Here is a 21012-nt window from a genome sequence, read left to right on the forward strand (position 1 = left end):
AGCCTAATGCCAAGAGAGTTCAGTCGTATTGATCGCATCGGCGATCAGATGCAACGAGAACTGGCCCAGCTCATCCAGCGGGAAGTCAAAGATCCGCGGGTGGGCATGGTCACTGTAAACGCAGTCAAGGTCAGTCGAGACCTTGGCTACGCCGATATCTATGTATCCCTGCTTTCCACCGAAGAACTGACGGAGCAGTCTCCCGAAGTCAAGGAATCGATTGCGGTGCTCAACAAGGCCTCGGGCTTTCTGCGCGGCCAGGTAGGTCGTGCGATGAAGCTCAGGGTTGTGCCCCAACTGCGTTTCCACTTCGATACGCTGCAGGGATACAGCCGCAAGATGGATAGCCTCATTCGGGAAGCGGTCGGCGACAAGCCGGCCGTGGACCGGACCGAAGACGATCAGGACGATCCGGAGCGTAACGCTTGAGCCGCAGACGCAAAGGCCGTGACGTTAACGGTATTCTTGTTATCGACAAGCCGATAGGTGTCACCTCCAACGGTATCCTGCAGCAGGTCAAGCGCCTGTTCGGGGCTGCCAAGGCGGGCCATACCGGTGCTCTTGATCCCCTGGCCACGGGCGTGTTGCCGCTGTGCTTCGGAGAGGCCACCAAGTTCTCCCAGATGATGCTCGACAGCGACAAAGCCTATATTGCTACCGCCCGGCTCGGAATTCAGACCGAAACCGGCGACAGCGAAGGCGCAGTCGTTGCCGAGAAACCGGTGCCCACGGGTTTGACTTCGGATGTACTTGAGCCGGTTCTGGACGGTTTTCGGGGTGATATCCAGCAGGTTCCTTCCATGTACTCGGCGCTCAAGCACAAGGGGCGTCCGCTCTACGAATACGCCCGAGAAGGGATCGAGGTAGAGCGTCCGGCAAGGCCGGTGACCATCTACGAACTGACGCTTCTGGATATTCGCGAGCATGAACTGGATATTGCGGTCAGCTGCACCAAGGGTACGTACATTCGCTCACTGGTTGAGGATATTGGCGAAGCCCTGGGTTGCGGTGCCCACGTTACTGCATTGCGCCGTACCATGGCCTCGGGTTTCACCCTGGCCGATGCCCACGCAGTGAGTGATCTCGAGGCGATGCGGGAACGGGATGAGAGCCTTGATGGCCTCCTTGTCGCGCCGGATGCGGCGCTGTCCATGTTCCCCGAGCATCGTCTGGCGGGGCACGCGCTGGTATCGATCTTGAACGGACAACCGGTTAGAATACCGGGTCAGTCCTATGAAGGCTTTGTGCGTCTCTATGCGAACGAGAGCGCAAACGAAAGCTTCGTGGGGCTGGCAGAAGCATTCCCGGAAGGCGAGCAGACCAATCTGGTCCCACGCCGACTGGTGAAGAGCAGCGGAAAGCGTTAGGCGCGTCGCTGTCTAGCCGGGCTGTAGAGATGCGCGGTTCGGCCGTATTCGAAAGCATCGCAAACAATGAGGTGAGTTATGGCACTTTCTGCCAACGAGAAAGCACAGATCGTTCAGGATTTTCAGCAAGCTGATGGCGATACCGGTTCCCCTGAAGTTCAGGTGGCACTGCTGAGCGCGAACATCAACAAGCTGCAGGATCACTTCAAGGCCAACAAGCAGGATCACCATTCCCGCCGCGGCCTGATCCGGATGGTTAACCAGCGTCGTAAGCTGCTGGACTACCTCAAGCGCAAGAACGCCGACCGTTACCTGGAACTCATCCAGCGTCTGGGTCTGCGTCGCTAATCCGGGTCTCTACGACCTGAGGGCTGCGCCGGTGTTTCCGGTGGCAGTCGTCAACCAGCAGGCCCTTCACCGGGTCTGCTGGTTGTGTTTTTCTCCCACTGCAGTTGGATTGTCTGTGTGTTCGAAGGATTCCCTGTCGTAATGGAAAGCCGAAATTGATAGCAGGTTGTTGAAAAGCCCGGGCCTGGCGGCCTCTGGAACGGCCGCCTCCCAGACCGGGGTTTTGCAACAGCCTGTTAGCTTTCAGACGGGTTGCTCTTCAGACCACAGTACATCATCTGCAGAACTATGGTTTCGAGCGCAAGGGTGCCCGGAACGTATCAATCTGGAACAGATAGACCAGGAGTTTTTTGTGGATCTGAAACCTTTCAAGAAAACATTTGAGCTTGGCGGCAAAACCGTCACTCTGGAGACCGGCCGTATTGCCCGTCAGGCAACCGGTTCCGTACTGGTAACCGTAGATGATATTTCCGTTCTCGGTACCGTTGTTGGTGCCAAGGAAGCCAAGCCCGGCCAGCCGTTCTTCCCGCTGACCGTGAACTACTTCGAGAAGACCTACGCCGTGGGCAAAATCCCCGGTGGCTTCTTCAAGCGCGAAGGTCGTCCTTCCGAAAAGGAAACCCTGACTTCCCGCCTGATCGACCGTCCGATTCGTCCGCTGTTCCCGAACGGTTTCATGAACGAAGTTCAGGTCATCACCACGGTTATGTCCTCCAGCAAGAACCAGGATCCGGATATTGCTGCGATGCTGGCGGCGTCTGCGGCCCTGTCCATCTCCGGTATTCCGTTCGATGGCCCCATTGGTGCGTCCCGTGTGGCTTACACCAACGAGCGCGGCTACTTTCTGAACCCGACTTTCGAAGAGCTGCAGACCTCCCTGCTGGACATGGTTGTTGCTGGCACCGAAGACGCGGTTCTGATGGTTGAATCCGAAGCCAAGGGCCTGACTGAAGACCAGATGCTCGGCGGCGTGCTATACGGCCACCAGGAAATGCAGACGGCGGTTGCCGCTATCAAGGAATTTGCCGCTGAAATTGGCAAGCCCCGTTGGGATTGGCAGCCGGCGGTCGAGAACACCGAGCTGCTCAATGCCATCAAGGCCGACTTTGCCGGTGCTATCGAGGAAGCCTACGGCATCCGCGACAAGATGGCCCGTTACGAGCGTCTGGGCGAAGTGAAAGCCGCTGCCGTCGAAAAACTGGCCGGTGAAGAGGAAGGCCAGCCTTCCCAAGACGAAGTCAAGAAGTACTTCGGCAAGATCGAGAAGAGTGTGGTTCGCCAGCAGGTTATTGATGGCAAGCCCCGGATCGATGGTCGTGACAACAAGACTGTCCGTCCGATCGAAATTGAAGTGGGTGTTCTGCCCAGCGTTCACGGTTCCGCCCTGTTTACCCGTGGCGAGACTCAGGCCATCGTGACCACCACGCTGGGTACCTCCCGCGATGTGCAGATCATTGATGCCCTGGAAGGCGAGCGCAAGGATCCGTTTCTGTTCCACTACAACTTCCCTCCGTACTCCGTGGGTGAAGCTGGTCGTGTAGGCACCCCGGGCCGCCGCGAGGTTGGTCACGGTCGTCTGGCCAAGCGCGGTGTTCTGGCTGTTATGCCGACACTGGAAGAATTCCCGTACGCGATCCGTGCGGTTTCCGAGATCACCGAATCCAACGGTTCCAGCTCCATGGCGTCTGTCTGTGGTTCCAGTCTGGCTCTGATGGATGCGGGTGTTCCCATCAAGGCGCCGGTAGCCGGTATTGCCATGGGTCTGGTCAAGGAAGGCGACAAGTTCGCGGTTCTGACTGACATCCTGGGCGACGAGGATCACCTGGGCGACATGGATTTCAAGGTTGCCGGTACCCAGGAGGGCGTGACTGCCTTGCAGATGGATATCAAGATCAACGGCATTACCGACGAGATCATGGAACTTGCTCTCGAGCAGGCCCACGCTGCGCGTCTGCACATTCTGGGCGAGATGAACAAGGTTATCTCTACCCCGCGCGCCGAGCTGTCTGCCCGTGCTCCGAGTATCACCACTATCAAGATTAATCCGGAGAAGATTCGCGACGTTATCGGTAAGGGCGGTTCTGTGATCCGTTCCATCTGTGACGAGACCGGCGCTTCCATCGATCTGGATGATGACGGTAACGTCAAGATTTACGCCGACAACCAGGAAGCTGCCCAGGCGGCGGTGAACCGGGTTAAAGAAATTACCGCTGAGATCGAAGTGGGTGCTATCTACAAGGGCCGCGTTGAGCGCATTGTGGACTTCGGTGCCTTCGTTAACATCCTGCCTGGCAAGGATGGTCTGGTGCACATTTCCCAGATCTCTGATCGCCGCATCGAGAACGTGACTGACGAGCTGAGCGAAGGTCAGGAAGTTCTTGTGAAGGTGCTGGATGTGGATAACCGTGGTCGCGTGAAGCTGTCCATGAAGGAAATCAAGGAAGGCGATCAGCCGACCGATTTCTCTGCCTGATCGTTTTCGGGCTTAATAAAAACCCGCCTCTCCTCTGGATTGGCGGGTTTTTTTATCTGCTTGGCTTGGGTGCAAGCGGCTGTTGGGTTTCCCTTTTCAAAAGACGCTACGAGCACCCGCAAGCGGGTCCAGCCAGCAATCACAGATTGCTGTCGTTCGCCTGCGCGCGAAGCTTTGCTTCTAAATCGCTTGTTTCACCCATGTGCGCTTGTTTCGGGCCGTCCTTGGCCCTCAACACTTTTGAAAAGGGAAACCCAACACCCGCCCATACTTTATCGTCCAGCTGTAGGTCGGATTAGCCGAAGGCGTAATCCGACAAAGCCAGGATCTTATTCGCCACCCTCCATAAACTGAATCATTTTCTTCCGATACTCTGGAATAACAAACGTCGCCCCATGAGGCGTATCGGTCTGCAAAAACTCCCTGGGCTCTGTGGCTGCTTCGTAAAGCGCCTCACCATGATGAAACGGAATAATCCCGTCCCTCACGCTGTGAATGACCATGACCGGCACGGGGCTGATCCGGGAAATATGATCCACGCCTTCGTAGTCTTCTGGAATGGTCCAGCTCAACGGAATCTGCAACGGCCAGGTAAGCCAGAACTCGCCAAGTTTCTCGCGAGCGATTTTGCGAAAGCCTGAAAATGTGCCGTCCAGAATGACGCCATCAAGAAGGGGCTGTTCTTGCCTTTGACTCCACTCACTGGCCAGGGCGATTCCCAGCCCGCCGCCGAGGCTCTGGCCAAGGATGTACAGTGGCCGCTCACTCACTTCTGGCTTTTCCACCAGCCATCTCAGTCCGGTCTCCACATCGTGCAGGGCACCTTCGATGTCCGGGTCGCCAGTGGATTTGCCATAGCCTCGGTAGTCGATGGTGAAGACGTTGTAGCCTCTCTCGGGCAGCCAGGCGACGTTGAGGACGTGACTGCTGATGTTCTGGGCATTGCCGTGGAGGAAGTAGACCGTGCCTCTGGCGTTATTCTCAGGGGCTTCTGCGGGCAGCCACCAGCCATGGAGGGTTTCGCCGTCTGCGGTGTCGATATAGACGTCGTCGTATTCGAGGTTCAGCCGGTCCGGGGTGATGTAGGTGACCCGGTCCGGGTAGAAGAACACGCTGCTGCAACCGGATAGCAGGAGAAGAGCGACCAGGAGCCCGGTTACCGGGGCGGAAGTTTTGGCGATCAGAAGTAGGCGTGGAGTCCGGCGTGCCATGTGCTCTGGTACCTGTCGTAGTGATCTTCCCGGGTGAATTCGGCGAAGAGGCTGAATTCCCGGCCGATGTGCCAGTTGGCCTTGGCGTAGATCTGATCCTGGCGATGCTGGCTGCTGACTATCCAGGCCTTGGTCTTGGCACCGGCGAGCAGGCTGAAGTGGTTGTTCTGGTGCAGCAGCCCGATATCGGCGCCAGGGGCGGCATCGTAGCCACGGCGCAGGTCGTCGTCGATTTCCAGGTCCGCGGTGGCGATGGCGAAGGCCTGGGTCTGGTGGCCCAGGTGCCAGCTGCCCCCGGCGCCGCCCTCAAGGTAGGGCGTAAGCACCCGGTCGTTGCCGGTGTCGGTGCGGCGGCCACCAAATCCCACCTGCCAGGACAAGGGCGAGAAAAAAGCGTTCCTCGGGCTTAATGAGCGGATCTCCACACCAGTCAGCTGTTCCAGTTGAAGCTCGTTGCTGTCGGTGTACAGGCGCGCGTCGAGTCGGAGGAACTGAAGCTGGGCACCCCTGCGGTAACCGGCCGGCGGGTCCAGGACGTCATGGTAGGCCGGGCGGAGGGTCAACTGGGTGAATTCCCTGTGCGCCTGCTGGCCTGCCCCGAGACTCAGGCGGAAGGTGTCGTGGCCCTGGTCGTCTCTGACAACCGGTTCAGGCGGATCCTCCGGTGGAGCGACGTTATTGATCTGGCTGCGTTCTCTCAACAGGTCATGGGAGAGAGGCGCGGCGATTTCCCGGGGCCAGCCGTCAGCTTCGCTTTTGTAGCGAACATAATCGTAGGTGGCGTCCAGAACATGGGCCCTCTGCTCGGGTGGCAGCGAGGTTATTTCACCGCCATCGGCGTCGACATAACCGTTGGCGATCGCTGCTGCGAGAGTCTGGTGATCGTCGGGCAGGGTCGAGAGACTGTAGGCCACGGAGGTGGCGGCCGAAGGCCGGTAATACACGTCGCTGACCAGATCCTTGTCCACCACCCAGCGTACCGTGTCCGAGGGGATAGCGTGAGTGCTTACTTCTCCCAGGAGGTCGGTGCCGGGGCGGGCGATGTCTATCAGTGCCAACAGGCGGTAGGCGCAGTTTTCATCGAAGAAGTAGTAATCGAAATTGCGGTCCCGTATTTCCCAGGCGTGGGCAATCATCAGATCTACTTCATCCTGTGTGAGGTTCAGTTTGTACTCCCACAGGTCGCGATGCTCGATGTCCGAATACAACCGGATTTTTTCATAGTAGGGCTGAACCGAGGTGATTCCGGGGTAGCCGCCGAAAATGCCCTTGTAGGCAAACAGCAGTTCGCTGTCGTGGGCAGCGGCATCGGCTGCATAGGAAATCGTGTTAGCCAGTAGCAGGTTGGTTTCGTCGTCATCCTGGGGTGGGTCCAGGCGTAGAAACGTGTGGCCGAACATGGACGAAGGACTGTTCAGGTAAGAGGCGGCAAACACCAGGGTCACCGTTTCGGTGTTCAATGTTTCCGACCATTCCTGGAAACCGGGGCACTCGATTTCCGGTAACGAAAGATCGAGTTGCTGGCTTAGCCAGGTTTCCCGGGCTGGGAAGCGGCAGCGGGCGTGATCATCGCCTTCTCCGGGCTTCTGGATAGCTTCGAGGGTTGCCTTAAGCTCTGCCTTTGGCGAGTGCTTTCCGGTTTCACTGAGAAAAAAGGCCGGATCGTCGGCCTGGCTGGTATATCCGTCGCCAAACCTGTCGGGCTGATAATGAATGAGTGTGAGCCAGGCAGGATCGAGATGGAGCTCGGTTGCGTTTTCAGGCGTATTGGCCTGGGTCGGCAGGCTGACTGCAAGCCAGATCAGGGCTGGCCCAATGCGAAGCATGTTGCCCATGGGTTGGTGCTGCATCCGGGGTTGAACTGGGTGGAGATTGAAACGATGCGCCGTCCCTGGCGCATGCGAGTCCGTTCAATGGGTCAGTATCAGGCTGCTACGTACTTGCTGAGTGACTCGTTTTGTTCCAGCAGCGCGACGATGGCGTCCACGGCTTCGCCGGAGGTGGTGTCAGAGCTCGGGAAAATGGTGGCAAAGTTGTCCTGCAGCACCTTGCGGAAGGTGTCGCGGTCAGTTTCGTCGACGCCCAGAAGTACTGCCAGGGTATCCAGGTTCTCGCCGGAACCGCGGGACATGTCCCGGGCGACCTTGTCGATGTTGCTGTCCATGTACATGGCCATGGACTGAACAGACTGGTTGGTCTGGCAGCCAAGGGTGCCCGTGGTCATACCAAAGGTCTGGTTACCAAAGGTTCCGTTAGTGGTTGCGGCCAATACGTGGGGGGCAATGCCGGATTGTCCTTTCCAGATCATGGCACCGACGCCACAGCCTGGTTGGGCAAAGGCCATAGAAGAGGCGCCAAGAAGAATTGCACCTGCGATCAGTTTTTTCATTATCCACTCCTTCCTGTGGTTTAAAGCTGTCGTCGCAATACACAATGCTGCCCCTGACGTGGAGCAGCATTGCGAAAACGGCCCTGACTGGTCTTGTGGAGACAGGTTGACCGTTGTTTTGAGTATAGTTGATATCCCGCTAACGCAAGTTTAAAGATTGGTGAGTATTTGATTTGGACCCAAAAAAGCCGGGGCACGTTGCCATGCTCCGGCTTTCTCGTTTCCAGGCAATGATCGAAGATCAGCCGCCCAGGTAGGCGTTCTGAACGTCCGGGTTTTCCAGCAGATTCTTGCCAGTATCATGCAGTCGAATCTTGCCGGTTTCCAGAACGTAACCACGGTCGGCCAGGTTCAACGCCTGGTGGGCGTTCTGCTCAACCAGGAATACCGTGATGCCTTCTTCGCGCAGCTGACCGATGATCTCGAAGATCTGCTTGATGATCAACGGCGCCAGGCCTAACGATGGTTCATCGAGGATGATCATGTTAGGCCTGCTCATCAGTGCCCGCCCGATTGCCAGCATTTGCTGCTCGCCGCCAGACATGGTGCCGGCACGCTGGTGCTCGCGTTCCTTGAGCCGGGGGAAGAGCTCGTAGACATGGTCCTGGCTCTTGCGGATTTCTGATTTGGTGTTGAAGAACCCCCCCATGTGAAGGTTTTCTCCGACGGTCAGACCCGAGAAAATCCGTCGTCCCTCGGGAACGATGGCTATGCCGGAACGCATGATCTGTGCGGTTGGTTCGCGGGTGATCTCACGACCTTCCAGGAAAATTCGCCCTGAACTAGCCTGGGGATGACCACAGACGGTCATCAGCAGGGTGGTCTTGCCCGCGCCATTGGCGCCGATCAGCGAGACAATCTCGCCCTTGTTGACCTCGACAGATACCCCGTGCAAAGCCTCGATCTTGCCGTAATGGGTATGGACATCTTCTAGTACTAGCATGTTTTTACCTCAGGCCTCGCCCAGATAGGCTTTGATCACGTCGTCGTTCTGGCGGATTTCTTCCGGTGTGCCACTGGCCAGGGGGCGTCCCTGGTTAATGACGTTGATCCGGTCGGAAATATCCATTACCAGGCCCATGTCGTGCTCAATCAGCACCACGGAGACGTTGTAGTCCTCCTTCAGGCTGACGATCAGCTGATTGAGTTCCTTGGTTTCCGCCGGGTTGAGGCCGGCTGCTGGCTCGTCGAGCATCAACAGCTTTGGCTCGGTCACCATGCAGCGGGCAATCTCCAGACGCCGTTGCTGGCCATAGGCCAGATTGCCGGCTTCCCGGTTGGCGAGGTCCAGCAGGCCTACCCGGTCCAGCCAGTAGGCGGCACGATCCAGGGATTTCTGCTCTTTCGTCCGATAACTGGGCGTTTTGATTAAGCCAGAGATCAGGTTGGTGTTGAGATGGCGATGCTGTGCCACCAACAAGTTTTCCACCACCGTCATCTGGCTGAACAGCCGGACATGCTGGAAGGTACGCACCATCCCGAGACGAGAGATTTTGTAGTCAGGTTTGCCCTGTACCTCTCTCCCCTCGAACAGGATCTTGCCGCCTGTGGGCCTGTAAAAACCACTCATGCAGTTGAATACGGTGGTCTTGCCGGCTCCGTTGGGGCCGATGATGGACACAATCTCGTGTTCCTGAACGTCCAGAGACACTTCGTCCACCGCCAGCAGGCCGCCGAAGCGCATGGACAGATTCTGTACTTCAAGCATCGTCTGTCACTCCTGCCTTTTCAGTTCAATGTGAATGCGGCGCATGGGCATCAGGCCCTGCGGACGCCAGACCATCAACAGCACCATGGCGGCACCGAAGATCAGCATGCGGTACTCGGAAAACTCACGGGCCAGTTCTGGCAGGATGGTCACGGCAATCGCCGCGAGTACCACACCGATCTGGGAGCCCATGCCGCCGAGTACCACGATGGCCAGGATGATGGCGGATTCAAGGAAGACAAACGACTCGGGGCTGATAAAGCCCTGCTTGGAGGCGAACACGGTGCCGGCGAAACCGGCAAAGAATGCGCCGATGGTAAATGCGGATAGCTTTACCGCGGTGCGGTTCAGGCCCAGAGAGCGGGCAGCGATTTCATCTTCCCGCAGTGCTTCCCAGGCACGGCCCACCGGCATCCGCATGAAGCGACGGATAACCAAGGCGGTAAATACCGCCAGAACCAGAGCAATCAGGTACAGGAAGATCACCTTGTGCTCACCGCTGTAGGCGATACCGAAGGTTTCGTGGAACGAGGTGTTTCCCTCTTCCTTCACCCGACGACCGAATTCCATGCCGAACAGGGTCGGATCGGGAATCCCACCAATGCCGTTCGGGCCACCGGTAAGTGTTGTCCAGTTATTCAGCAGGATCCGGATGATTTCCCCGAACCCGAGGGTTACGATCGCCAGATAGTCACCCCTTAGCCGGAGCACCGGGAATCCGAGCACCAGGCCGAACAGGGCGGCAAGCAGGGCGCCGATGGGCAGGGCCAGCCAGAACGAGATACCCAGATACTGGGAAAGCAACGCAAAGGTATAGGCGCCTACGGCGTAGAAGGCCACGTAGCCAAGATCCAGAAGACCGGCCAGACCAACCACCACGTTCAGGCCGAGGGCCAGCATGATGTAAATCAGTACCAGTGTCGCCAGATCCACAGAGCCGCGGGATACAAGGAAAGGCCAGAACAGGGCAAGAACCACGATGCCGGTGAGCACCCAGGATTCAATTTTTGCCCGTTTGTTCTCCGCCATCGGCTCTTTGGAAGAGTCTGACGCAGGTGTAGGGATGCTCTTCAGAGCCCCCATGATCTGGTCCCGGAACAGCTGGAACAGAAATACGATCACGGCAGCAAGCAACACCATCACAATGGTGCTGGCATCGGCGCCTGTCAGGGTTACGCTGATGCCCTGGGCTTCGAGGTTGAAGCCGATGATCGGGTAGGAAATGATCAGTGTAATGATCGCGCAGAAGAGCGCGTGTCTGAAATTGTTAGCAGCCATCAGATCTTCTCAACCTCCGGTTTGCCAAGCAGGCCGGTGGGTTTGAACAGCAGAATCAGGATCAGCAGGCTGAACGAGATCACATCCTTGTACTCACCTCCGACGTAGCCGGAGGTCATACTCTCTGCCACGCCCAGTATCAGTCCGCCGAGCATGGCGCCCGGGATGCTGCCAATACCGCCGAGGACGGCTGCGGTGAAGGCCTTCAGGCCGGCAATGAAACCGAACAGGGGGTCGACCGAGCCGTAGTACATGCCGATCAGGAGGCCTGCCACGGCGGCTAGGGCGGCGCCAATCACGAACGTTGCTGAGATGATCCGGTTGGTGTCGATGCCCAGCAGGCTGGCCATGCCCAGATCCTGTGACACCGCCCGACAGGCCCGACCGGTCCGGGAGCGGGATATGAACACCGACAATGCTGTCATACAGATCAGGGTGGTGATGAATATGGTGATCTGCATATAGGACAGTGACATCTGGAAGCCGTCACCCGAACCGAAGTTGAAACCGCCGTCTATCAGCTCGGGAAAACCGATGTTCCGTGAACCCTGGGCCAGATGCACGTAGTTCTGGAGGAAAATGGACATGCCGATGGCGGAGATTAGCGGGATCAGGCGGTGACGCCCCCGCACAGGCCGATAGGCCACCCGTTCCACCGCCCAGCCCATGGCGCTGGAAACGATCATGGCGCAGAGCAGGGCGACGAGCAGTATCAGCGGTAGCCAAGCAATGCCCAAGGAGGCGAGGCCGGTAATGGCAATCAGCGCCGTGTAGGCACCGATCATATAGATTTCACCATGGGCAAAGTTGATCATGCCAATGATGCCGTAAACCATCGTGTAGCCGATGGCGATCAGGGCATAGGTGCTCCCGATCGTCAGCCCGTTGATGAGCTGTTGCGAGAAATACAGGAGGTCTTGCATTGTTATGGGACTCCGAAAGCCTGCTCCCTCCGCTACCTCACCCCGTGCCCGGGATATCCGGGCAGGAAGTGGGGGAGGATCAACAGGAGCCTAGAAAAACACCTTCTCCCGGATCGCGGTGAGAAGGTGCTCTCATGATTACCGTTTGTTAACGATTTTGGCTCAGTTTACCGGAGTTTTGCTTCCATCTGAATGCCATTCGTACACAACAAACTCGAATGACTTCATGTCGCCGGCCTTGTCGTATTCAACGGTGCCGATCGGAGTCTGGAAGGTGCCTTCGCGCAGGGCGGCAGCAACATCAAACGGGTCGGTGGAGCCAGCCGCTTCGATGCCTTCGGCAACCAGTTGCACGGCAGTGTAAGAGGTCAGAACGAACGGACCGGAGGGATCCTCGCCTTTGTCTTCAAACGCCGTTACCAGCGCCTGGTTCTCGGCTTTCTGGTCGAATGCCGGTGGCAGGGTTACCAGCAGGCCCTCGGCGGCTTCGCCGGCGATGGAGTTGATGTCCTTGTTACCCACACCTTCGGGGCCCATGAAACGGGCATCCAGATCAGCGGAGCGCGCCTGGCGCATGATCAGACCCAGTTCCGGGTGGTAACCGCCGTAGTAGACGTAATCCACATCGGCCTGCTTGAGTTTGGTCACCAACGAGGAGAAATCCTTGTCGCCAGCAGTGATACCTTCAAACATGGCGATTTCAACGCCTGCGTCCTTCAGGGTGTCACGAACGGCGGTGGCAATACCTTCACCGTACTGCTGCTTGTCGTGAACAATGGCCACGCGCTCAGGATTCTGGGAGGCGATGTAGTTGGCGGCAACAGGGCCCTGCATGCTGTCGAGACCGATGGTACGGAACACCAGTTCATAGCCGCGTTCGGTGATTTCCGGGCTGGTGGAGGCCGGGGTCACCATCAGGATGCCTTCGTCCTCGTAAATGTCAGACGCAGGCTGGGTGGAGCTGGAGCACAGGTGGCCGATCACAAAGCCCACGCCATCGTTGACCAGACTGTTGGCAACGGTAACGGCCTGCTTCGGGTCACACACGTCGTCGTATTCCACGCCAACAAGCTCTTCACCCATGACACCACCGTTGGCGTTGATCTGCTCGATCGCCATGCGGGCACCGGAGAATTGCATGTCACCATACTGGGCAACAGGGCCAGTCATTGGGCCGGCAATACCGATCTGGATTTCTGCAGCGGCGTGGCCGGCGCCCATCAGGGCTACGGAAGTACTAACAGCGGTTACGAGTTTTTTTACTGAAGTTCTCATTGAGTCTGTCCTGTTTTATTTCAGGGTTATTCTTGTGTTCTCAGAGAGTTAAACAAACACTACACATCACTGCTTGTCAAGCAGATGGCTCTGGAGTTTGCTCCGGAACACGGGCTTATCTGCAAACGCAAAACCCGTGCCGCTCTGAGGGGTGTTACGCATCCCTGCCGTCTTCTTCATCCTGTGAGACCAGCGTCCGGAAGCTCTCATGTTCACGGAGCTGGTCAAAACTCACGTCTACGGAAGCATCGTCGCGGTATGCCTCCGAAATTTCAATAGCTTTCTTCAAGGTGCTGACGGCGTCGTCCCAGCGGCCGATTTCCGCATAGGCACATGCCAGCTGATAGTGCGCGTGGCCATTATCCGGTGCAAGTTTCAGTGCCCGTTGGCAGAGACTGATGGCCCAGAGTGGTTCCTGCATTTCCAGAACGGCGTCGGCTTTGTAACTCAGGGCTTCGACATCATCCGGGCGAAGATCCAGAATCTGATCGTAGGCGGAAATCTTGTTCTGCTGTGAGGTTTCCTGGCTGGCTTTAAGCCACAACGAATGCACTTCGTTGGTGCGCTCAATCTCGGCCTGGTTCTGGTGAATGATGTCGGATTTCTGCTTCAGCTGTTCTTCGATGAATTCGAGGCGTTTCTCGTATTCAACCACCAGTTCGTTGACCCGTTTTTCTGCCAGGCTGGTGAGTTGATTGCGCATATCCCGGATGGAGTTCCAGCCAATAACCACGAGAATGGAGGTTGCGCCGGCGATCAGGTAAAAGAAGTAGGTAACCGTGTCGGTGGCGTAGGACATCGTCTTGTCGGCAACGGACAGTTCTTTGTCCACCACCTTTTCGATCAGCTCTGCCCGGGTATTCTGCATCTCCTTGCGGAGGGCCTTGCTTTCCTCCAGCAGGTACAGTTCCACGAAGGGCGTATACATGGGTTCTTCCAGCGTCTTGATGCTCTCTTCCAGATCCTCCGCAGAGAGCTCTTTCTCTGGCCCTAGCTCGTCCTGAGCAGAGAGGGTACCGGCGAATGTCATCATGAAAAGAAAAGGCAGAAAAAACTTGGTCATCGGGCGCAGTCCGTCCGTCTGTCGTAAATGGGACAAGTGCGAAACCTTAGCATAGTGGCGGACTGAAAAAATGCCGGGAATGGTTATGACTTGCAATTCTGAGTACAAAGACCTCTAATAGTTAGGGGTATAAATAAATTCCCAATACCGGATCGGAGTATTGCTGTGAACAGTTATGAAGATGTACTGGTAGCGCTCAGGCGGGTAATCCGGGCAACAGACCTTCACTCAAAGCGCCTGAGCAAGCATGCGGGGCTTACCGGGCCGCAGCTTCTGATTATGAGAACGATTCGGGATCTTGGCGAAGTGACTATCGGCACCATTGCCGAAAAGGTCAGTCTCAGCCAGGCAACGGTGACGACCATTCTGGACCGTCTGGAGCACCGTAATCTGGTGTACCGGGTACGCAGCACTCAGGACAAGCGGAAGGTGCATGCCCATCTGACCGGCGAAGGGGCGGATCTGCTGGCCCGGGCGCCGAATCCGCTTCAGGAGGATTTTATCCAGAAGTTCCAGAGCCTGGCAGAGTGGGAGCAGACCATGATTCTGGCCTCGCTTCAGCGGGTGGCCAATATGATGGATGCCGACGATATTGATGCATCGCCTGTGCTGACCGTTGGTTCGGTGTTGAAGGACGACGGGTGGAAAGAGAAAGCCTGAATGAATGTGTCGGATTACGACCCTTCGGGTCTAATCCGACCTACAAATCAGCTATCTCGATCGTAGGTCGGATTAGCGAAGCGTAATCCGACAATTCGCCTTCCATTAATGCACTGAAGATCCTTTCCTGGGCTTATCGCCAAAGCACACTTGGAAAACATCGCTGTAGTGCTTGGCGAAGTTAACCACCAGGCCTTCCTTCAGGTACTCCGGCAGTTCCTCATAATCACCCCGGTTTGCTTCCGGCAGAATCAGGTTGCTGATTTTTTGCCTCCGCGCCGCAATCACTTTCTCGCGAATACCGCCCACCGGCAGCACCTGTCCGGTCAGGGTGAGCTCACCGGTCATGGCGATGTTCTGCTGTGGTGCCTCTCTGCGTGCGATAGAAAGCAACGCAGTAGCCATGGTCACGCCGGCACTGGGGCCGTCCTTGGGCGTGGCGCCCTCGGGTACGTGCAGGTGCACGAAGGATTTGTCGAAGAAAGTCGGGTCCCCTTTATAGCGCTTCAGATTTGAGGATACATAGCTGTAGGCGATTTCGGCGGACTCCTTCATCACATCCCCCAACTGGCCGGTCAGTTTGAAGCCGCGCTGGGAGCTGTGGATTCTGGATGCCTCGATGCTCAGAGTGGCCCCGCCCATGGCGGTCCAGGCCAGGCCGGTTACCACGCCAATTCCCTTGAGCGATTTCTCTTTCTTGAACGAGGGCTGTCCGAGGAAGCTCTGCAGATCGGAAACGCCCACCTTCACCGGCTGGTCCGGATTGTCCAGCAGCTTCACGATGCCCTTGCGGAGTATCTTGTGCAGCAGCTTTTCCAGGCTTCGCACGCCGGCTTCGCGGGCGTACCCCTCAATAACCTGCTTGATTGCGGCGTCTGTGATGTTTAACTGCTTTTTCAGCAGCCCGGCCTGCTTCAGCAATCTGGGCAGCAGGAAGTGCTTGGCAATGGCCAGCTTTTCTTCCGCGATGTAGCCGGAAAGACGAATCACGTCCATCCGATCGAGCAGCGGCCGCGGAATCGTGTCCAGCTGGTTGGCGGTGCAGATGAACAGAACCTTGGACAGGTCCATGCGGACGTCCAGATAGTGGTCAAGGAAGTCTCGGTTTTGTTCCGGGTCAAGAGTCTCCAGCAGGGCTGAAGCGGGATCGCCCTGGAAGGACGCACCGATCTTGTCGATTTCATCCAGCATGATGACCGGGTTCGCTACCTTTGAATCTTTCAGTGCCTGGACAAACTTGCCTGGCATGGCGCCGATGTAGGTGCGACGGTGGCCCTTGATTTCAGCCTCATCCCGCATGCCGCCCACGCTGAAGCGGTAGAACTTCCGCCCCAGTGCATCCGCCACGGAATGGCCGATGGATGTCTTGCCAACGCCCGGCGGGCCCACCAGCAAGAGGATCGACCCGCTGACCTCTCCCTTGAAAGTGCCTTCAGCTAAAAACTCGATGATGCGGTCTTTTACATCGTCCAGGCCGTCGTGATCCCGGTCCAGAATCCGGCGAGCTTCGGCCAGATCGAAGTGATCTTCTGAACGAACGCCCCAGGGAACCTGCGTCAGCCAGTCCAGATAATTACGGGTGACGCCATATTCCGGCGAGCCCTGCTCCAGCACCTGCAGTTTTTCAACTTCATCGTTGAATCGCTCCTGAACCGCCTCGGGCGGGTTGAGCTCCGCCATGCGCTGCTGGAACCGCTCCACATCTGCGGTCTTGTCGTCCTTGGCCATGCCCAGCTCGCGCTGAATGACCTTGAGCTGTTCCTTCAGGAAGAACTCGCGCTGATGCTTCTGCACCTTGGCGTTAACTTCTTCGCTGATTTCAGACTGCAGCCGGGCGACTTCCTGTTCCTTGCGCATCAGCAACAAGACTTTCTCCATGCGGCGGAGCAGGGGTACGGTGTCGAGCACGTCCTGCAGCTCATTGCCCGGGGCGCTGGTCATCGAGGCGCCGAAATCGGCCAGCGGTGAGCTGTCATCCGGGCCGAACCGGGAAAGGTACTGCTTTACGTCTTCACCATAGAGCGGGTTGGTGCGCAGCAGCTCCTTGATCGAGCTGATGATGGCCAGGGTGTAGGCCTTGAGCTCGTCTGCGTCTTCTTCCGGTTCCGCCGGGTACTCAACTTCCACCAGGTAGGGCGGCTTGCGGCGCAGCCACTGGACAATCCGGAAGCGCTGGAGACCCTGGGCGATAAACTGGACCTTGCCACTCTCATTCTGGGCGTGATGCACCCGAACGGCGCAGCCCACGGTCTCCAATTGCTCACTGGCAGGGGTGTCGTCTTCCGCTTCCTGTTCTTCTACAAAGCAGATACCCATAACCTTGTGGTCGGTCTCGCCGACCCGCTTCAGGGTTTCCTGCCACGGATTCTGGTTTACCACGACCGGCTGCACCTGGGCCGGAAAGAAAGGACGGTTTGAAACTGGCAGCACATACATGCGCCGGGGCATCATCTGTTGGGGCAGGGCGAGGCTCTTGCTATGCTCGTCCTTGCCGATGTATTCGGTCACGTCCTCTTCGAATTCCTCAAGTGAATCGTTATGCGTGTCATCGTTATTCATGCCGCGGGTATCCATCCGGAAAGGTTGTGAATCAGTCCGGGACCGGCTGCTGGGCAATTGTCCCGGAGTGTTGTTTACTGGCTATGTGACGGCAGATACGGTGATTTCAAGGAGTTGGCTTTGGGCTGTCGGCGCTTGAATTTCCGGGAGTTGGCCCCATGTCTCTGACAACTCGTAACGATTCATTCGACTTTTCAGGTGCCTTGCATGAGCAACTCTTCGTACATCTTTGATGCCACCATGGAAAACTTTCAGCAGAAGGTCATGGAAGCCTCTGCCGGCACACCCATTCTGGTGGATGTGTGGGCCGAATGGTGCGCTCCGTGCAAACAGTTGATGCCTTTGTTGGAAAAGTTGGCCGAGGATTACCAGGGCGCGTTCATGCTGGCCAAGGTGAACGCCGACGAGCAGGAGCAGCTTACGTCGAGCCTTGGCGTGCGCAGTCTGCCTACGGTAATCCTGGTCAAGAACGGCCAGGCGGTAGATGGCTTCAACGGCGCTCTGCCGGAGAGCGAGATCCGCAAGGTTCTCGACAAACACGTGGAAGCGCCCAAGGAAGACCCCTACGAAAAGGCTCACCGGATCTGGGAAGAGGGTGATGTAGAAGGAGCGCTGGCCATCCTGTCGCAGATGAACCAGGAAGACCCCGAGAACCTGAAGGTCCTGATCGATCTTGCCCAGTTGAAGGCGGAGATGGGCGATCTTGAAACGGCTGAACAGGTGCTGAAAAGCCTGCCTCCTGAAGAGAAGATGCAGCACCAGGCCAAGCAGCTGGCGGCCCGTATCAAGTTTCTCAGGCAGTCGGCCGAGCTGCCACCGATCAAGGATCTGGAAATGGCCCTGGAGCAGGACCCGAAGGACCCGAACGCATTGCACCAGTTGGCACTTCATCACGTATTACAGGAAAACAACGCCGAGGCCATGGACCTGCTGATTCGCCTGATGCAGTTGGATAGCAAATACAAGGACGAAGTGGCCAAGACAACGCTGATCGAGCTGTTCGACAAGCTGGGTAACAACAACCCGGATGTTCGGACCTATCGCCGGAAGCTCTATACCCTGATGCACTGATCGTTTGGCGTTATCCAAATACATCGTAGGTCGGGTGGAGCCAAAGGCGAAACCCGACTGGTATCTCTGAAATGCTCAAACTTCCACCCCAGCCCGATAATTGTGAACTCTGCGAACGCCCTGTTGCCAGACTTACCCGTCACCACCTGATTCCCAAGCACCTCCATCGCAAAAAACGCTTCCAGAAACTGTTCTCTAAAGAGGACCTGATCACCCGTACGCTCTGGGTGTGCCGTCCCTGTCATAACGCAATTCATAAAACTCGCTCGGAATATGAGCTGGGTTTGTACTTCAATACCCGGGAAAAGTTGCTGGAGCTGGAGGAGTTGCGGACGTTTGTTGAGTGGTTAAGCGACAAGCCGGAAGGGTTTGTGCCGAAGTTTGTCAGGCAGAAATAACGAACCTGATCCAATGGCCTGTTGGTTCAGTAGTTACAGCCTCATTCTTTTTTGAGGTTGCGTTATGCGAAGTAGAAAAGACGACCGTCGAATTCAGCGATTTATGGCATGGAGTGCTATCATTCTGCTTACGCCATGGTTTCTGATAGCCGTGCTTAAGGCGATGGAAGCGGTTAACGATGGTGTGCTCGACAACGGAAGCCTGCAAGTGGGGCTGATTGCCGTCATCGGCCTGATTTTCGGAGCTTTGGTATTCTGGGTGATTCCTACCTGGAAGGCGCGACGGTCCAACCGATGAAACGTAAAGCGGCCCCGTCAAAGGGGCCGCTCAGCTAAGAAGGCCTGTTTAGCCGTTACCCTTCTTCATGTCTTCATACTCATCCTCAAAGAAGAACTTCTCTTCTCCGAAGGCCGGTTCCAGCTCGTGCAGCCAGGTGGCTGTCTCGCTGTACTTGGCAAAGAACGGGCGTTGTACCCAGTCCGGGTTGCGGCCCTGCAGGAAGCGCAGGACGAACACCTTCTCGCCGTGGATTTCGGTAATACCCTGAATCTCCACCTTGCCGGGGCCGGCGCTCATTGAGGGGCCGCGGGCGGTACGGGCCAGGCCGCTGACCTTCTTCATGGCTTCCCGATAGATGTGGAAGGCCTCGGCGAGAGGCACTTCAAAGTAGTTTTTTGCCCCGGTGTCCCGCTCTACAAACATGTAGTAGGGAATGATGCCCAGCTGCACTTCCTTCTTCCACAATTTGGCCCAGGCGTCGGCATCGTCGTTGACGTGTTTGATCAGCGGGCCCTGGGCGCGGATCTCGGCACCTGTAGCACGAATACGGCGGATAGCCTCTTCGGCAATCTCGGTGGTGATTTCCTGCCAGTGGTTGTAGTGGGCCATGATGGCCACGTGCTTGCCGGCGTCCACGAGACGGGCGAACAGGTCAATCAACTCATCGGCATCCTTGTCGGTCACGAACCGGTAGGGCCAGAAGGTGAGAGCCTTGGTGCCGATACGGATGGTCTGGATGTGGTCGAACTCGGGCTCAAGGAGCGGCTCGAGGTACTGAACAAGGTTCTTGGTTTTCATGACCATCGGGTCACCACCGGTCACCAGCAGGTCAGTCACCTCGGTGTGCTCCTGCAGGTAGCCATGGAGCTTCTCGGCTTCGGTGCTGGCCATTTTCAGGTCCTTGTCACCGACAAACTGCGCCCAGCGGAAACAGAAGGTGCAGTAAGAGTGGCAGGTCTGACCCTGAGCCGGGAAAAACAGCACGGTTTCGCGGTACTTGTGCTGAACGCCATCCAGAACTTCACCGTCCAGCTCCGGCATATTCATTTCCATCTGGCCGGCCGGGTGCGGGTTCAGCTCATCCCGGATTTCCTTGGCAACCGCCTGGATTTCTTTCTTGTCGGCACCTTCCCGGTGCATTCTTGCCATGCGCTCGTAGTGCCCGTCTTTCAACATGCCTTTTTGAGGAAAAACAAGCTGGTAGATCGGGTCGTTGGGAACCTTGTCCCAATTGATCAGTTCATTGATCACGTATTCGTTAACCCGGAACGGCAGCACGCTGGCGACCACTTTCATTTCAAACAGGGTCTCTTCAGGGAGATTCTGAATGACTTCAATCTTGTCGAGCTGGCGGTCCGTGTAGACCTTGAAACGCCGTTCCTCGAACTCCGCAGTGGGAATCCGGTTCGGAAAGGTGACGATGGAGTTCATAGGTCGCCCTCTGTTGGTGCCAATAACAGAAAAAGTGGTCCGACCACTTTCTCGGTGGTTAAAAATCAGGCAGGCGAGTATACATAAATCGGATGTTATTTTCAGGTCTAATTAAAAAGTTCCGGAAAATCAGGCGAGCGCAATGGAGTTAAGGGCCGTAATTTCAATAAAAATCGCTAAATTCTGTGAATGAGTGGCGAATGGCGGCGACCAGATTGTTTAGCGTGGTAATCAATTTTTTTGTTGATAAGAATGCTACGACATTGGTCGCAGTCTGGTTGTCTGTTGGTCCAAAAACGGTCATTCTTCCGTAAGTAATCGCAAGAAGTCCGTCTGAAAAGGATGTTCGTAGGGCTCTGATTGAATTTAACGACTAAAATGTAGTAAAAATACTACGCAATCAGGTGGGCTGATCCGCGCACTTCGCCGGCACGCCGGTCATCTTTTGGGCCAAAAGCCCGTAAACCGGGGCGATCAGGCAGGAAAAGTGTGAAAGCTGTTCTATGCTTTGTACAGGTTCTGTGTACTGGTGGCCGGTACACCTGTCAGGCTGAAATACCCACAACAAAACACTGCAT

19 protein-coding genes are annotated in these 21012 nt (G+C 56.7%); 8 read left to right on the forward strand and 11 right to left on the reverse strand.

Annotated elements, in window-relative coordinates; genetic code table 11:
• The first annotated feature begins 6 nt into the window (after nucleotides 1–6).
• From rbfA to pnp, 4 genes are all read left to right on the forward strand, one after another.
• On the forward strand, nucleotides 7–429 hold the full coding sequence (gene rbfA / locus CFT65_RS05485) for a 30S ribosome-binding factor RbfA (protein ID WP_088826975.1): 423 nt from the start codon (nucleotides 7–9) through the stop codon (nucleotides 427–429).
• Nucleotides 426–1367, forward strand: coding sequence for a tRNA pseudouridine(55) synthase TruB (gene truB, locus CFT65_RS05490; protein ID WP_088826976.1), 942 nt, complete (start codon nucleotides 426–428; stop codon nucleotides 1365–1367). Before rbfA ends, truB begins: the two co-directional genes overlap by 4 nt.
• 78 nt (nucleotides 1368–1445) lie before the next feature.
• Nucleotides 1446–1715, forward strand: coding sequence for a 30S ribosomal protein S15 (rpsO, locus tag CFT65_RS05495; protein WP_088826977.1), 270 nt, complete (start codon nucleotides 1446–1448; stop codon nucleotides 1713–1715).
• 358 nt (nucleotides 1716–2073) lie between these two features.
• Nucleotides 2074–4188: a polyribonucleotide nucleotidyltransferase gene (gene pnp / locus CFT65_RS05500; protein WP_416376649.1), complete on the forward strand. Its 2115-nt coding sequence runs from the start codon at nucleotides 2074–2076 to the stop codon at nucleotides 4186–4188.
• A gap of 329 nt (nucleotides 4189–4517) precedes the next feature.
• Here the strand turns inward: pnp and CFT65_RS05505 are convergent, their stop codons facing one another.
• The 9 genes from CFT65_RS05505 to CFT65_RS05545 form a co-directional block, all read right to left on the reverse strand.
• Nucleotides 4518–5399 carry an alpha/beta hydrolase gene (locus CFT65_RS05505; RefSeq protein ID WP_088826979.1) on the reverse strand — a complete coding sequence of 294 codons (882 nt, stop codon included), beginning with the start codon at nucleotides 5397–5399 and terminating at the stop codon, nucleotides 4518–4520.
• Complete coding sequence (locus CFT65_RS05510; RefSeq protein ID WP_088826980.1) at nucleotides 5369–7234, reverse strand: DUF4105 domain-containing protein; 1866 nt, start codon at nucleotides 7232–7234, stop codon at nucleotides 5369–5371. Before CFT65_RS05510 ends, CFT65_RS05505 begins: the two co-directional genes overlap by 31 nt.
• An 89-nt stretch (nucleotides 7235–7323) precedes the next feature.
• Nucleotides 7324–7788, reverse strand: coding sequence for a DUF3015 domain-containing protein (locus tag CFT65_RS05515; protein WP_088826981.1), 465 nt, complete (start codon nucleotides 7786–7788; stop codon nucleotides 7324–7326).
• Between the two features lie 241 nt (nucleotides 7789–8029).
• Complete coding sequence (locus CFT65_RS05520) at nucleotides 8030–8731, reverse strand: ABC transporter ATP-binding protein (RefSeq protein WP_088826982.1); 702 nt, start codon at nucleotides 8729–8731, stop codon at nucleotides 8030–8032.
• Between the two features lie 9 nt (nucleotides 8732–8740).
• Nucleotides 8741–9496: a high-affinity branched-chain amino acid ABC transporter ATP-binding protein LivG gene (gene livG / locus CFT65_RS05525; protein WP_088826983.1), complete on the reverse strand. Its 756-nt coding sequence runs from the start codon at nucleotides 9494–9496 to the stop codon at nucleotides 8741–8743.
• Nucleotides 9497–9502: 6 nt separating this feature from the next.
• On the reverse strand, nucleotides 9503–10774 hold the full coding sequence (locus tag CFT65_RS05530) for a high-affinity branched-chain amino acid ABC transporter permease LivM (protein WP_088826984.1): 1272 nt from the start codon (nucleotides 10772–10774) through the stop codon (nucleotides 9503–9505).
• Nucleotides 10774–11697, reverse strand: a complete 924-nt coding sequence (gene livH, locus CFT65_RS05535) for a high-affinity branched-chain amino acid ABC transporter permease LivH (RefSeq protein ID WP_088826985.1) — start codon at nucleotides 11695–11697, stop codon at nucleotides 10774–10776. The genes CFT65_RS05530 and livH overlap by 1 nt, the downstream gene beginning before the upstream one ends.
• A gap of 162 nt (nucleotides 11698–11859) precedes the next feature.
• The gene (locus CFT65_RS05540) at nucleotides 11860–12972 is read right to left on the reverse strand and encodes a branched-chain amino acid ABC transporter substrate-binding protein (RefSeq protein WP_088826986.1); all 1113 of its coding nucleotides are present in this window, start codon (nucleotides 12970–12972) and stop codon (nucleotides 11860–11862) included.
• Between the two features lie 154 nt (nucleotides 12973–13126).
• Nucleotides 13127–14035, reverse strand: coding sequence for a tetratricopeptide repeat protein (locus CFT65_RS05545; protein WP_088826987.1), 909 nt, complete (start codon nucleotides 14033–14035; stop codon nucleotides 13127–13129).
• Between the two features lie 165 nt (nucleotides 14036–14200).
• Here CFT65_RS05545 and CFT65_RS05550 point away from each other — a divergent pair, with 165 nt between their 5' ends.
• Nucleotides 14201–14695, forward strand: a complete 495-nt coding sequence (locus CFT65_RS05550) for a MarR family winged helix-turn-helix transcriptional regulator (RefSeq protein ID WP_088826988.1) — start codon at nucleotides 14201–14203, stop codon at nucleotides 14693–14695.
• A 105-nt stretch (nucleotides 14696–14800) separates the two neighbouring features.
• Here the strand turns inward: CFT65_RS05550 and lon are convergent, their stop codons facing one another.
• Complete coding sequence (gene lon / locus CFT65_RS05555; RefSeq protein ID WP_088828165.1) at nucleotides 14801–17254, reverse strand: endopeptidase La; 2454 nt, start codon at nucleotides 17252–17254, stop codon at nucleotides 14801–14803.
• A 207-nt stretch (nucleotides 17255–17461) separates the two neighbouring features.
• Between lon and trxA the strand changes: the two genes are divergently transcribed.
• The 3 genes from trxA (at nucleotide 17462) to CFT65_RS18920 (ending at nucleotide 19021) form a co-directional block, all read left to right on the forward strand.
• Nucleotides 17462–18325 carry a thioredoxin gene (trxA, locus tag CFT65_RS05560; RefSeq protein WP_088826989.1) on the forward strand — a complete coding sequence of 288 codons (864 nt, stop codon included), beginning with the start codon at nucleotides 17462–17464 and terminating at the stop codon, nucleotides 18323–18325.
• 71 nt (nucleotides 18326–18396) lie between these two features.
• Nucleotides 18397–18723 carry a hypothetical protein gene (locus tag CFT65_RS05565; protein ID WP_088826990.1) on the forward strand — a complete coding sequence of 109 codons (327 nt, stop codon included), beginning with the start codon at nucleotides 18397–18399 and terminating at the stop codon, nucleotides 18721–18723.
• 64 nt (nucleotides 18724–18787) lie between these two features.
• A complete protein-coding gene (locus CFT65_RS18920; RefSeq protein ID WP_141103801.1) occupies nucleotides 18788–19021 on the forward strand; it encodes a hypothetical protein in 234 nt (77 codons plus the stop codon).
• Nucleotides 19022–19069: 48 nt separating this feature from the next.
• Here the strand turns inward: CFT65_RS18920 and CFT65_RS05570 are convergent, their stop codons facing one another.
• On the reverse strand, nucleotides 19070–20434 hold the full coding sequence (locus tag CFT65_RS05570; RefSeq protein ID WP_088826991.1) for a KamA family radical SAM protein: 1365 nt from the start codon (nucleotides 20432–20434) through the stop codon (nucleotides 19070–19072).
• Nucleotides 20435–21012 lie beyond the last annotated feature (578 nt).

The organism is Marinobacter sp. es.048 (assembly GCF_900188435.1).
Classification (GTDB): Bacteria; Pseudomonadota; Gammaproteobacteria; order Pseudomonadales; family Oleiphilaceae; genus Marinobacter.

Bases quoted from the DNA above. Each gene is read 5' to 3' on its own strand.
- rbfA (WP_088826975.1), top strand. From the start codon at position 7: ATGCCAAGAGAGTTCAGTCGTATTGATCGCATCGGCGATCAGATGCAA.
- rpsO (WP_088826977.1), top strand. From the start codon at position 1,446: ATGGCACTTTCTGCCAACGAGAAAGCACAGATCGTTCAGGATTTTCAG.
- CFT65_RS05505 (WP_088826979.1), bottom strand. From the start codon at position 5,399: ATGGCACGCCGGACTCCACGCCTACTTCTGATCGCCAAAACTTCCGCC.
- CFT65_RS05510 (WP_088826980.1), bottom strand. From the start codon at position 7,234: ATGGGCAACATGCTTCGCATTGGGCCAGCCCTGATCTGGCTTGCAGTC.
- CFT65_RS05515 (WP_088826981.1), bottom strand. From the start codon at position 7,788: ATGAAAAAACTGATCGCAGGTGCAATTCTTCTTGGCGCCTCTTCTATG.
- CFT65_RS05520 (WP_088826982.1), bottom strand. From the start codon at position 8,731: ATGCTAGTACTAGAAGATGTCCATACCCATTACGGCAAGATCGAGGCT.
- livG (WP_088826983.1), bottom strand. From the start codon at position 9,496: ATGCTTGAAGTACAGAATCTGTCCATGCGCTTCGGCGGCCTGCTGGCG.
- CFT65_RS05530 (WP_088826984.1), bottom strand. From the start codon at position 10,774: ATGGCTGCTAACAATTTCAGACACGCGCTCTTCTGCGCGATCATTACA.
- livH (WP_088826985.1), bottom strand. From the start codon at position 11,697: ATGCAAGACCTCCTGTATTTCTCGCAACAGCTCATCAACGGGCTGACG.
- CFT65_RS05540 (WP_088826986.1), bottom strand. From the start codon at position 12,972: ATGAGAACTTCAGTAAAAAAACTCGTAACCGCTGTTAGTACTTCCGTA.
- CFT65_RS05545 (WP_088826987.1), bottom strand. From the start codon at position 14,035: ATGACCAAGTTTTTTCTGCCTTTTCTTTTCATGATGACATTCGCCGGT.
- lon (WP_088828165.1), bottom strand. From the start codon at position 17,254: ATGAATAACGATGACACGCATAACGATTCACTTGAGGAATTCGAAGAG.
- trxA (WP_088826989.1), top strand. From the start codon at position 17,462: ATGAGCAACTCTTCGTACATCTTTGATGCCACCATGGAAAACTTTCAG.
- CFT65_RS05565 (WP_088826990.1), top strand. From the start codon at position 18,397: ATGCTCAAACTTCCACCCCAGCCCGATAATTGTGAACTCTGCGAACGC.
- CFT65_RS18920 (WP_141103801.1), top strand. From the start codon at position 18,788: ATGCGAAGTAGAAAAGACGACCGTCGAATTCAGCGATTTATGGCATGG.
- CFT65_RS05570 (WP_088826991.1), bottom strand. From the start codon at position 20,434: ATGAACTCCATCGTCACCTTTCCGAACCGGATTCCCACTGCGGAGTTC.